This window comes from Streptomyces amritsarensis (assembly GCF_001953875.1).
In the GTDB taxonomy this organism is placed as follows: Bacteria; Actinomycetota; Actinomycetes; order Streptomycetales; family Streptomycetaceae; genus Streptomyces; species Streptomyces amritsarensis.
Genome location: NZ_MQUR01000048.1, coordinates 1 through 11,830, shown reverse-complemented (window position 1 = coordinate 11,830; position 11,830 = coordinate 1). Strand labels below are relative to the sequence as shown.

The window sequence follows — 11,830 nt, the reverse complement described above, 5'->3', positions numbered from 1 at the left end:
GGGCCGGGGGCCGGGGGCCGCCGGGAGGCCCGTCAGGTCCGGAACGGCCCCGTCACCTCGTAGGTGATGCCGCCGGAGGAGCTGCCGCTCGTGCCGCGCTGGCTGGAGAAGTAGAGCCGGTTCCCGGCGGGCGAGAAGGCGGGGCCGGTGATCTCCGAGGAGGACTGTCCGGTGATCCGCAGGAAGGGCGCCACCACGTCGTCCGGGGTGATCACGCAGATCTCCATGGTGCCGCCGTCCTCCGCGACGTACAGGTCCCCGTACGAGGAGCCGGTGACGTTGTCGACGCCTGTCAGCGGGGCCGCGCCGCCCGGGACGAGCGAGTCGTCGTAGGCCAGCTCGTAGGTGTTGTTCGCGAGGTTGAGCTGCCAGACCCGGTTGTCGCCCTTGGTGGTGAACCAGACGGTGTCGTTGGCGTAGTGGCAGCCCTCGCCGCCGTTGAACTTCTTGGCGCCGGAGACCTGGCTGCGGGTCGCCGTCGGGGAGCCGTCCGGGTCCGGGACGTTCTGCCAGGTGAAGGAGCCGGAGGTGGCCGTTCCGGCCTTGAGGACCTGGAGGGTGCCGGAGGAGAGGTTGCCCCAGGTGGTGGGGATGAAGCGGTAGAAGCAGCCGCTCGACTCGTCCTCCGTCAGGTAGATCACCTGCCGGACCGGGTCGGCGGCGGCTGCCTCGTGCTTGAAGCGGCCCATCGCGGACCGGCGGACGGCCGCGTTCACGCCGTACGGGTCGGTCTCGTAGACGTAGCCGAGGCTGACCTCCTCGCAGGACAGCCAGGTGTTCCACGGGGTCTTGCCGCCCGCGCAGTTCTGCCGGGTGTTCGACAGGATCCGGTAGGCGCCGGTGACGGTGCCGGAGGAGTTGAACTTCACCGCGCTCGCGCCGCCGGAGGGGTTGATCTCCGAGTTGGACACGTAGATCCAGCCCGAGCCGTCGGCGTAACAGGCACCGCCGTCGGGGGCGTTGTGCCAGGTGTAGGAGGTACCGCCGACGGTCTGGCCCGAGCGGGCGATGACCCGGCTGGTGAAGCCGCTCGGGAGCATGATGCCGTTGGCGTCGGCGGCGCCGAGGGCCCCGTAGGGGCCGGCGCCGGGCTGGGCGGGAGCCGCGTAGGCCGCCCCGCGCATCAACGTGCCGCCGAAGGCGGCGGCCGACGAACCGATCACTGCGCCGCGCAGGAAGGTACGACGTTCCACGGTCACTCCTGTGGGAGGAAGGCCCCGCGGCCGGTCGGACGCGGGGTCGCACGCGTCGAGGAACCTAGAAGACGCCAGTTGACGTGGCGCCAAATCCTCATTACGCCCGAGCGACCGGCGGCGTTCAATCCTTCGGCGGGGATTTCCGGGACGCCCGCGCATTCTTTCCCCAGGGCCTCGCGGACCTCGCCGGCGGCGCCGCGGCCTGAATCCCGCGGGCCGGGTCCGCCCGCGCCGGGCGGCGTTCGCACAGCGCCGCGTCCGCGAAGACCGCGGATGCCCGGCGCCCGCACCGCGAAGCGCCCGGCGCATCCCACCGACCAGTTCCGGCCTGTCTCGGCCGCCGGGGTTTAGGAGGTGTCCGCACACTGTGGCGAGAAATGGCCCATGGCGGGACTTTGGGCCCTGGGAAGGCGCCGGGCGGAGGAGGACCGTGGAGGGATGAACCGCTCCGCCGCGGACCTCTCGGGCCGGGCCGACCTCGACGTCGTGCTGCGCCGCTTCTACACGGCCGCCTTCGCCGATCCGCGGATCGGTCCGTTCTTCACCCGCATCGCGGGCACGGACCTGGACGACCACCTGCCCCGGATCGCCGACTTCTGGGAGCGGGCCCTCTTCCGCACCGCCCCCTACCGGCGCAACGCCTTCGCCCCGCACGCCACGCTGCACTCGGTGCGCGCACTGACCGCCGCCGACTTCGGCCGCTGGGTGCAGCTGTGGCACGCGACGATCGACGGACTGCACAGCGGCCCGAACGCCGAACGGGCCAAGGCCCAGGGCGAGCGGATCGCGCTGACCCTCCACCGGCGCCTCGCCGGACCGGACGCCGACCTGCGCGGCGAAGGCACCACCGGCTTCGTCCCCCTCGCGGCGCTCGAACTCCGCTCGGCGGCCTGACCTGCGGTTTCGCCCGTCCGGAAGAAAATCTCAGAAAAATGCGCGAGCAGCGATGAGTTTCCCGCGGCCCCGCGGTCTACCTCTCGAAAGCACCGGCCGAGCACCGACCGAGCACCGAGCAGCAAGAGAGAGGGACCTCGATGTCCGCGACCATGATCTTCGTCAACCTGCCCGTCAAGGACCTGGACGCCAGCAAGGCCTTCTGGGGCAAGCTGGGCTACTCCTTCAACGCCCAGTTCACCGACGAGAATTGCGCTTCCATGGTCATCAGCGACACCATCGTCGCGATGCTCCTGACCGAGGCCCGCTACAAGGACTTCACCCACAAGGAGATCGCGGACGCCACGAAGACCTCCGAGGTCCTCCTGTGCCTGAGCGCCGAGAGCCGCACCGCCGTCGACGAGCTGGTGGACGGGGCCCTGGCGGCCGGCGCCACCGAACCCCGCCCGGCCCAGGACCACGGCGTCATGTACGGCCGTGCCTTCGACGACCTCGACGGGCACACCTGGGAGATCATGTGGATGGACCCGGCCATGGTCCAGAAGCAGGACTGACCGGCCGGCCACCCCGTGCGGTCAGGAGGTCGCGGCGGTCCGCACCGGATAGGTGCGGACCGCCACCTCCTCGTCGTCCAGGCAGCGCCCCGTCTCCAGGTCGAAGCGCTGCTTGAGCAGCGGGGAGGCCACGAACGGCCGGCCCGCCGCCGCCCCCACCAGGCCGCGCGAGAGCACCTGCGCGCCGGTGAAGGGGTCCTGGTTGCCGATGGCGTACGCCCGCCCCGCACGGTCGACGAACACCGCGGCCTGGCTCCCGTCGGGCAGCAGCGCCGCGACGCCGCGCCCGGGAATGAGCGCCGACAGCTCGCACACCGTCAGCCAGCCCTGCGCCACTTGCAGTTCCACGGTCATCGGACGGCACCTCCTATGGTCAGGACGGCCAGGTCGGGCTTGACCTGGTCGCGCTCGGGGACGAACTTCACGGTCGGGTCGGGAGCGCCGGGCGCGTTCACGAAGGACACGAACCTGCGCAGCCGCTCCGGGTCCTGGAGCGTCTCGGCCCACTCGTCCCGGTAGTGCGCCACGTGGTCGGCCATCAGGGACTCCAGTTCCGCGCACAGCCCCAGCGAGTCGTGGACCACCACGTCCCGCAGGTGGTCCAGGCCGCCCTCCAGCCGCTCCAGCCAGGTGGAGGTCCGCTCCAGCCGGTCGGCGGTGCGGATGTAGAACATCAGGAACCGGTCGATCAGCCGGATCAGTTCCGCGTCCGACAGGTCCTGGGCGAGGAGGTCCGCGTGGCGCGGGGTGGCGCCGCCGTTGCCGCCCACGTACAGGTTCCAGCCGCTCGCCGTCGCGATGACCCCGAAGTCCTTGCTCTGTGCCTCCGCGCACTCGCGGGCGCAGCCGGACACCGCCGACTTGAGCTTGTGCGGGGCGCGCAATCCCCGGTAGCGCAGCTCCAGGTCGATGGCCATCCGCACGCTGTCCTGGACGCCGTAGCGGCACCAGGTCTGCCCCACGCAGGACTTCACCGTCCGCAGGGCCTTCCCGTAGGCGTGCCCGGACTCGAATCCGGCGTCGACGAGCCGCGCCCAGATCCGCGGGAGCTGGTCCACGCGCGCGCCGAACAGGTCGATCCGCTGCCCGCCGGTGATCTTCGTGTAGAGGCCGAAGTCGCGGGCCACCTCGCCGATCACGATCAGCTTGTCGGGGGTGATCTCACCGCCGGGGATCCGCGGCACGACCGAGTACGAGCCGTTGCGCTGCATGTTCGCGAGGAAGTGGTCGTTGGTGTCCTGGAGAGCGGCCTGCCCCCCGTCCAGGACGTAGCCGCTCGCGCCGAGGGTCGCCGCGAGCGAGGCGATGATCGAGCCGACGGCCGGCTTGCAGACCTCGCAGCCGTCGCCGCCGCGGGCCTCGGGACGGCCGTGGCCGTCGAGGATCTCCTCGTACGAGGTCAGCCGGCGGGTGCGGACGATCTCGTAGAGCTCGGCGCGGGTGTACGGGAAGCAGCCGCACAGCCCCTTGTCGGCGGCGGCCGGGAGCAGCTGCCCGATCACCTTGACGCAGCTTCCGCAGCCGGTGCCCGCCTTGGTGCACTTCTTGACCTCGGGGAGGGTGGAGCAGGCGGTGATGGCCTTCTTCGTGACGTTGTGGCAGGAGCAGATCACCGCGGTGTCGGGGAGGGCGGACGGGCCCAGCGCGACGGGCGCGCCGACGCCCGCGGGCAGGACCAGCTGCTCGGGTGCGACGGGCGGGACGCTGCCGGTGAGCGGGCGCAGCAGGCCGTAGGCGTCGGCGTCGCCGACCAGGACACCGCCGAGGAGCACGCCGTCGGGGGAGACCACCAGCTTCTTGTAGATCCCGGAACGGGAGTCGGACCAGACGACGTCGAGGCTGTCGGGGGTGGCGCCGTGGGCGTCGCCGAAGGAGGCAACGTCCACGCCGAGCAGCTTCAGCTTCGTGGAGAGGTCGGCTCCGGTGAACTCCTTCGCACGGCCCAGCAGGTCGTCGGCGGCGGTCTCGGCCATCTCGTAGCCGGGCGCGACCAGGCCGTAGACGCGGCCGTCGACGGCCAGGGCGCACTCGCCGATGGCGTAGACGTGCGGGTCGGAGGTCAGGCAGCGGGCGTCGACCGCGACACCGCCGCGCTCGCCGACGTCCAGCCCGGCGTCGCGGGCCAGCTGGTCGCGGGGGCGGACGCCCGCGGAGAAGACGACGAGCTCGGTGTCGACGGTCGAGCCGTCGGAGAGCCGCATTCCGCTGACGCGGCCGTCCTCGCCGGTCACCACCTCCTGGGTGCCGACACCGGTGTGGACGGTGAGGCCCATGGACTCGATGGTGCGCAGCAGGGCGGCGCCGCCGCCCTCGTCGACCTGGACGGGCATCAGCCGCGGGGCGAACTCGACGATGCGGGCGGCGAGACCCAGACCCTGGAGGGCGCCGGCGGCCTCCAGCCCGAGCAGTCCGCCGCCGACGACCGCACCGGTGGTCTTGTCCTTCGCGTACTCCTCGATGGCGAGGAGGTCCTCGATGGTGCGGTAGACGAAGCAGCCGGGCGCGTCCTTGCCGGGGACGGGAGGCACGAAGGGGTAGCTGCCGGTGGCGAGGACCAGCACGTCGTACGGGAACACCCGCCCCGAGCGGGAGGTGACGGTGCGGGCGGCCCGGTCGATGTGCTCGGCCGGGTCGTCGAGGTGGAGGGCGATGCCGTGCTGCTCCATGAACCCGGCGGGCGTCATGGACAGGTCCTCGGGGGTGCTGCCGGAGAAGTACGAAGTCAGGTGCACGCGGTCGTAGGCGGGCCGAGGCTCCTCGCAGAGCACGGTGATCCGGTGCGTGGCGGTGATCCCGCGCTCGGCGAGTGCTTCGAGGTAGCGCTGGCCGACCATGCCGTGCCCGATGAGCACGATCGTGGGCGAGGGCTCGGTCATGTCAGTGGCCTCCGTCGTCGGTGAGCAGGTGGAACAGGTCGTGCGGCGCTTCCCCGCCCTCCCAGGTGCGGGCGAGGGCGCCCACCGTGGAGAGCTCGCCGAGCAGCACCCCGCCGACGAGGAGGTCGCCGCGCAGGACGACCTTGCGGTAGGTCCGCCGGGTGGCGTCGGCGAGGCGGACCACGTCGTCGCCGGGTCGGGGGGTGGTCTCGCCGAAGGCGGCGAGGTCCAGGGAGCCGTTCCCGGCCCCGCCGAGGGTGAGCCGGGTCAGGGCCCGGGTGCCGGTGTACGGGGCGGGAGCCCCGGTGAGGACGGCGGCGAGCGCGTCGGCCTGCTCCAGGGCGGCGCCGGCCAGGCCGTACACCTGCCCGGCGTGCTCGGCGCAGTCGCCGATGGCGTGGATGCGGGGGTCGCTGGTGCGCAGGTGGTCATCGACCACGATGCCGGTGCGCACGTCCAGGCCGGCCGCCTTGGCGAGGCCGGTGCGGGGGCGTACGCCGCAGGCGAGGACGACGATGTCGGCCTCCAGCCGGTAGCCGTCGGCGAGCTCGACGCCGGTGACCTTGCGCGCCGGGTCGGCGCCGCGCCGTGTCCCGGGCGCCGTCCGGACCCGGTCCTCGAACGCCGGACGGGCTGCGGGACCGGCCCCGCCGGTGTCCGAGGCGGGGGGTCCGGGGCGGAGTCCCGGCAGCGCAGCCGCAGGCGATCCTGTCGTCACGAGCCCGCGGACCCGGCATTCGGTGTGGATCTCCACGCCCAGCTCGGTCAGGTGGGTCGTGAGCAGGGCGGAGGCGTCGGCGTCCAGGTGGCGTTCCATCAGGCGCTCGCCCTGCTGGGCCAGGACCACCACCGCTCCGCGCGCGGCGAGCGCCCGGGCGGCCGAGACGCCGAGCAGGCCCCCGCCGATGACGACCGCCCGCACCCCGGGGCGCACGGCCGCCGAGAGGGCCAGGCAGTCGTCCATCGTGCGGAAGGCGTGGACCCCGTCGGGGAGATCCCGCCCTTCGGGCTCGAACAGCCCGCGCAGCGGCGGGAGCACCGCATTCGAACCGGTGGCGAGCACCAGGGTGTCGTACGGGGCCACCGTGCCGTCGTCGCAGTGCACGGACCGTTGCGCCCGGTCGACGCGCACCGCCCGGACCCCGCGCCGCAGCGCCGGCCCGGGGGCCGGGAGCGCGGTCACCTCCGGCGCGTACCGGCCCGCGAGGACCTCGGCGAGCAGGACCCTGTTGTACGGGACGCGGGATTCCTCGCCGAGGACGGTCACCGTCGCGGCCGGGCCCAGCCGGTCCGCGAGCCGCAGGCCCGCGAGGCCGCCGCCGATCACCACCACACGCTGTTCCGAGGTCATGCCATGAGGGTGCGCGGCCGCTGTTTCCCCGCCGCATCGCTGTTGTTACCCGGACGGAACGCCGACCTCAGCGCCGGGTTTAAGGGTCGGTGAGGCCTTCCTCAAGGCCGCCTTAAAGGCCGTCGGGGCCGCTGCCGGGGCCCTTAGCGTGATCCGCATGCGAGATGCGGCGGGGCGGGTCAGGAGCGGGATCCTGGGCGGGGCGGGGGTGGTGGTCCTGCTCTGGGCGGTGCAGGTCCGGCCCTCGGCGCGTCCCGACGCGCTCTTCGCCACCGCCGCGCACCTGACCGGTCTGCTCGCCGGCTACGGGGTGCTGGTGCTGCTCTTCCTGATGGCCCGGGTGCCCGCGGTCGAGCACGGGGTCGGTGCCGACCGGCTCGCCCGCTGGCACGCGTTCGGCGGCCGCCACGTCCTGCTCCTCTGCTTCGGGCACGGACTCTTCGCCCTGCTGGGATACGCCGTCCACACGGGGGCCGATCTGGTCCGCGCCGTCCGGGAGCTGCTCGGCTACCCCGCCGTAGCCGCCGCCGCGGCCGGGACCGTCCTGCTGGCCGCGGTCGGTGCGACCTCCGCCCGGGCGGTACGCCGCCGGATGCCCTACGAAACCTGGCGCGGCGTACACCTGCTCGTATACCTCGCGGCCGCCCTCGGATTCGGACACCAGCTCGCAGGGCCCGACCTCGCCGCCGGGGCCTGGTTCTGGGCGCTCGCCCACACCGTGGTCGCCGTGCTGCTCGTCTGGTACCGCGCCGTGGTGCCCGTACGCCAGGCCCTGCGGCACGCGCTGCGGGTCGCCGAGGTCCGCTTCGAGGGCCCCGGGGTCGTCTCCGTCGTCGTCCGGGGCGAGCACCTGGCGGAACTGCGCGCGGAGCCGGGCCAGTTCCTGCGCTGGCGGTTCCTGCAGCGGGGGCTGTGGCCGACGGCGCTGCCGTTCTCGCTGTCCGCGCCGGTCCGCGGGGACACGCTGCGGATCACCGTGAAGGGGCTCGGCGGCCACTCCCGCCGCATCCGCCGACTGCGTCCCGGGACGCGGGTCCTCGCCACCGGCCCCTTCGGGGCGCTGACCGCGGCCCGGCGGACCCGGCCGAAAGTGCTCCTCATCGCGGGCGGGGTCGGGATCACCCCGATGCGGGCCCTGTTCGAGACGCTGCCGGGCGGCCCCGGGGACATCACCCTGCTCTACCGGGCCGGCGCCGAGGAGCACCTGGTGCTGCGCGCCGAGCTGGAGGCCATCGCCGCCGAGCGGCGGGCCGGGCTGCACTACCTGCTCGGACCGTCGGGCGCCGCCTACGACCCGCTGGCCCCGCAGGCGCTGGCCGGGCTGGTGCCCGACCTGGCCGAGCACGACGTGTACCTGTGCGGGCCGCCGGGGATGGCCGAGGCGACCCGGGCCGCGCTGCTGCGGGCCGGGGTGCCGGCCGGCCGGATCCACTCGGAGTGCTTCAGCTTCTGAGCCGGGCCGGACGCGCCCGGTCCGCATCCTGCCGCCCCCACCGCGCACCGTCGCCCCCGCCGCGCACCGCCTCCCGACGCCGTCCCGACGGCATCCGCCACCGCCCGCCGCAGTCCCTGCTTCCCCCGCGGCACTCCGCCGCCCGCGTTCCCGAGGAGTCCCCGCCCGATGCGCCACCCTCTGCACGTCGCCCTGCCCGTACCCGCCGCGGTGCCGGCCCCGGCCCCCGCCCCGGCCACGACCACGGCCGCCCGGCACCGCAAGCCCCGCAGACCCTCGCCGGTGCGGACCGTGCTGGCCGCGCTGGCCCTCGTACCCCCGGCGGGGCGGCTCGCGGCGGGGCTGGGGGCGGCCAGTGTGCTGGCCGCCACCGCGCTCACGGCGGTCGTGGAGCCGGCCGCTCCCGTGGCTCCGGACCGGGTCCCGGCCCGGCAAGGCTCAACCTTTGCTCAACTTTCCGGGCATTGAATGGCCGATGCACCGACAGCTCCATAGGGTCGGTTCGTGCCTGACATATCAACGACCATGATCATCGTGCTGTGCGTGGCGGCCGCGGCGGCGGGGTGGATCGACGCGGTGGTGGGCGGCGGCGGCCTGCTGCTCCTGCCCGCGCTCCTGCTGGGCCTGCCCAACGCCCACCCCGCCACCGTCCTCGGCACGAACAAGGCGGTGGCCATCGTCGGTACCGCCGGCGCGGCCGTGACATACGTCCGCAAGGCCCCGGTCGACGTGAAGCTGGCCGTCCGCATCGGCCTTGCGGCGCTCGCCGGATCGATGGGCGGTGCCGCACTCGCCGGCGGCATCAGCAAGGACGCGCTCCGCCCGCTGATCATGGTGGTGCTCGTGGTCGTCGCCGGGTTCGTGCTCTTCCGGCCCGGCTTCGGCACCGCCCCCTCCGCCTCGCCCGTCAGCCGCGCCCGGGTCCTGCTCGCCATCGCGCTCGCCGGTCTCGGCATCGGCTTCTACGACGGCCTCATCGGGCCGGGCACCGGCACCTTCCTGGTGCTCGCCCTCACGGCCCTGCTCCACCTCGACCTGGTCACCGCCTCCGCCACCGCCAAGATCGTCAACTGCTGCACCAACGCGGGGGCGCTCGCGATGTTCGCCTACCAGGGCATGGTGCTGTGGCAACTGGCCGCGCTGATGGCGGTGTTCAACCTGGCCGGCGGCATGGTCGGCGCCCGGATGGCACTCAAGAAGGGCAGCGGCTTCGTCCGCGGGGTACTGCTGACCGTGGTCGGCGCACTGGTGGTCAAGCTCGGCCTGGAGCAGTGGGGCTGACCGCCGGAGCGACTCAGTACGTCCCGGTGAGATGGGCGAAGACGACCACGTTGCCGCGGTAGCCCGTACGCGGTGAGAACCCGCCGCCGCAGGTGATCACCCGTAGCTCGGCGCGCGGCGAAGGACCGTACACGCGGGTGTCGGGGAAGGCCCTGGCGTCGTGGACCTCGACCGCGTGGACCGTGAACACGGCCGTCCGCCCGTCCGCCCGCGGGACCTCGATCGCGGCCCCGCGGCGCAGTGCGCCCAGGTGGTAGAAGACTCCCGGCCCGGCGGCGTCGTCCACGTGCCCGGCGATCACGGCGGTGCCGGTGGCGCCCGGGGTGGTGCCGTCGCGGTACCAGCCGGCGAGGTCCCGCCGCTCGGGCGGGGGCACCTCGAGATGGCCGCCCCGGTCCAGCCCGAGCCCGACCAGCGGCGCATCCACCCGGATGGCGGGGATCCGGATCCGGCCGGGCGGCGAGCCGGGAAGCGGGGCGATGCCGGGACCGAGGACCCCGGCGGCGGTCAGGGCCTCGGCGGGGGAGGGCAGCGGTGGCCCCACCGGCTCCCGGGAACCGCTGGTCACGAGCCAGATGCCGATGCAGGCGGCGAGCGCGAGGAGTCCCCCGTGGCGGGCGGTCGGGCGGAAGTCGCCGGCCATGGAGTACCCCTCCGCCTCTCGTCCGAGGTGACTGGCCGTCGCCCGGCCCCGCGAACGGGGGGACCTCGCGGGGCGGGCGACGGGGGACGGTACCGGTCGGACCGCGGCCGCAGCCGCGGTGGGCGTCCGTCAGCTCCGCGTGCCGCTCGCCCGGCGACGCAGGAGCCAGGTACCGCCGACGGCGGTCGCGGCCAGTACGGCCGCTCCCGCCGCGATCTTGGCGGGGTCGGTCGTGGTGGTCGTGCCACCGCCCACCCCGGAGTTGACGTGCCCCTGCGGGCCGCGTTCGGTGACCACCAGGTCGCCCGTCGCGAACTTGCCGTTCGCGCACGTCGCGCCGATGCCGTAGGTGCCGGGACGGGTGCCGCGGGCCACCTGGAACTGCCCCACGACCACCTCCTTGTGGGTGCCCGGGACCAGCTTGAACCGGCCGCCGCCGACCGTGGTGGCATCGCCGTCGGCGTGGCTGCCCGGGCCGCAGGCGGTGGTGTTCACGGTGACGGTCGCACCGGGGGCGGCCGACTTCGGCCACACCTCCAGCGCGGCGAAGTCCCCGGGCGCGAAGCCCACCATGCCGAGGTCCGCGGCGGCGACCGCGCCCGCGACCGGGCCGGTGAACGCGACGGCGGTCAACGCGGTCGCGGTCAGCACGTGTGCGGTACGTCGGCGCATGGGACTCTCCCTGAAGACACGGGGTCGTGTATCCGAGGAAACCCGGCCCGCCCGCCGCGCGCCTGCTGATGTCCCGTCAGGAATGCCTCGCCGCACCCCGCGGCAGTCCGTTCCCGCAGGTCACGGTCAGTGTGGAGCCATCCGGGCTGCCCGCGCCGTCCGGGTGACCGGATGCCCCGGACGGCCGCCGGCGCCGCTGACGGGCCGGGCACCGCGTCGGTCACAGCGGTGCGTACGGTGGTGGGACGCAGCGAAGCCGGGACTCCCGGCCCGGCCCCGGAGCGCTGCGCCGTACCCGAGGGAGGGCTCCGTGACATCGGTCGGACGGCCGCAGGGAACGACCACCGCCGCACTGCCGTTCTTCGTGTACGGGACCCTGCGCCCCGGCGAGGTCAACCACGACCTGTTCCTGCGCGGCCGCACGGCATCCGAGGAGCCCGCCACCCTGCCCGACGCGGTCCTCTACGACGGCCCGGGCTATCCGTTCGCGGTCCACCGGCCGGGTGCCACCGTCGTGGGGGAGCTGATCACCGCGGAGCCCGCCGCATACCGGCAGCTGCTGGCCGAGCTGGACCGCCTGGAGGAGTACGAAGGCCCGGGTCGGCCCGGAAACGTCTACGACCGCTTCGCCCGCGAGGCCCTGCGCCCCGACGGCACCACGGTGCGCGCCTGGGTCTACCTGGCGTCCCCGCTGATCGCCCGCGACCTGCGGAAGAGGGGGAGGGAGATACCCGGGGGCGACTGGTTCAACCGCTCCGCCGAGCCGCTCGGACCCGGCCCGGAAGGCACGCCCTCGGCCTAAGGGCTGTCCCGTAATCCCCGGCGGGCGCACGACGACAGCCACGGCACCTCGCTGCGTTGTCGGAACGCCCGAATACGCCCAGTATGAGGACGCCCCTCCGCCTTGCGA

12 protein-coding genes are annotated in these 11,830 nt (G+C 73.9%); 6 read left to right on the top strand and 6 right to left on the bottom strand.

Annotation, left to right across the window (positions count from 1 at the left end):
* Positions 1-32: 32 nt before the first annotated feature.
* On the bottom strand, positions 33-1,193 hold the full coding sequence (locus AVW11_RS20280; RefSeq protein WP_076045143.1) for an alkaline phosphatase PhoX: 1,161 nt from the start codon (positions 1,191-1,193) through the stop codon (positions 33-35).
* 441 nt (positions 1,194-1,634) lie between these two features.
* On the opposite strand from AVW11_RS20280, the gene AVW11_RS20275 reads away from it, so the two are divergent.
* Positions 1,635-2,090 (top strand): group III truncated hemoglobin, encoded by a 456-nt coding sequence (locus AVW11_RS20275; RefSeq protein WP_076045141.1) that lies wholly within the window; start codon positions 1,635-1,637, stop codon positions 2,088-2,090.
* A 140-nt stretch (positions 2,091-2,230) separates the two neighbouring features.
* Positions 2,231-2,644 carry a VOC family protein gene (locus AVW11_RS20270; RefSeq protein WP_030841008.1) on the top strand — a complete coding sequence of 138 codons (414 nt, stop codon included), beginning with the start codon at positions 2,231-2,233 and terminating at the stop codon, positions 2,642-2,644.
* A 21-nt stretch (positions 2,645-2,665) separates the two neighbouring features.
* Here the strand turns inward: AVW11_RS20270 and nirD are convergent, their stop codons facing one another.
* From nirD to AVW11_RS20255, 3 genes are read right to left on the bottom strand one after another with little or no spacing between them, the layout of a single operon-like run.
* Entirely contained in the window at positions 2,666-2,998 is a 333-nt protein-coding gene (gene nirD / locus AVW11_RS20265) for a nitrite reductase small subunit NirD (RefSeq protein ID WP_060178077.1), read from the bottom strand.
* A complete protein-coding gene (gene nirB, locus AVW11_RS20260) occupies positions 2,995-5,520 on the bottom strand; it encodes a nitrite reductase large subunit NirB (protein WP_076045139.1) in 2,526 nt (841 codons plus the stop codon). The genes nirD and nirB overlap by 4 nt, the downstream gene beginning before the upstream one ends.
* A 1-nt stretch (position 5,521) precedes the next feature.
* Positions 5,522-6,871: an NAD(P)/FAD-dependent oxidoreductase gene (locus AVW11_RS20255; protein ID WP_076045137.1), complete on the bottom strand. Its 1,350-nt coding sequence runs from the start codon at positions 6,869-6,871 to the stop codon at positions 5,522-5,524.
* Positions 6,872-7,028: 157 nt separating this feature from the next.
* Between AVW11_RS20255 and AVW11_RS20250 the strand changes: the two genes are divergently transcribed.
* The 3 genes from AVW11_RS20250 (at position 7,029) to AVW11_RS20240 (ending at position 9,605) form a co-directional block, all read left to right on the top strand.
* Complete coding sequence (locus AVW11_RS20250) at positions 7,029-8,324, top strand: ferredoxin reductase family protein (protein ID WP_060178080.1); 1,296 nt, start codon at positions 7,029-7,031, stop codon at positions 8,322-8,324.
* Positions 8,325-8,492: 168 nt separating this feature from the next.
* On the top strand, positions 8,493-8,792 hold the full coding sequence (locus AVW11_RS20245; RefSeq protein WP_076045135.1) for a hypothetical protein: 300 nt from the start codon (positions 8,493-8,495) through the stop codon (positions 8,790-8,792).
* Positions 8,793-8,828: 36 nt separating this feature from the next.
* Complete coding sequence (locus AVW11_RS20240; RefSeq protein WP_060178081.1) at positions 8,829-9,605, top strand: sulfite exporter TauE/SafE family protein; 777 nt, start codon at positions 8,829-8,831, stop codon at positions 9,603-9,605.
* 13 nt (positions 9,606-9,618) lie between these two features.
* On the opposite strand, the gene AVW11_RS20235 is transcribed toward AVW11_RS20240, so the two are convergent.
* Both AVW11_RS20235 and AVW11_RS20230 read right to left on the bottom strand, forming a co-directional pair.
* The gene (locus AVW11_RS20235) at positions 9,619-10,248 is read right to left on the bottom strand and encodes a class F sortase (protein WP_076045133.1); all 630 of its coding nucleotides are present in this window, start codon (positions 10,246-10,248) and stop codon (positions 9,619-9,621) included.
* 129 nt (positions 10,249-10,377) lie between these two features.
* Complete coding sequence (locus AVW11_RS20230; RefSeq protein ID WP_063834909.1) at positions 10,378-10,920, bottom strand: hypothetical protein; 543 nt, start codon at positions 10,918-10,920, stop codon at positions 10,378-10,380.
* A 310-nt stretch (positions 10,921-11,230) separates the two neighbouring features.
* Here AVW11_RS20230 and AVW11_RS38040 point away from each other — a divergent pair, with 310 nt between their 5' ends.
* Complete coding sequence (locus AVW11_RS38040; protein WP_234362207.1) at positions 11,231-11,722, top strand: gamma-glutamylcyclotransferase family protein; 492 nt, start codon at positions 11,231-11,233, stop codon at positions 11,720-11,722.
* Positions 11,723-11,830 lie beyond the last annotated feature (108 nt).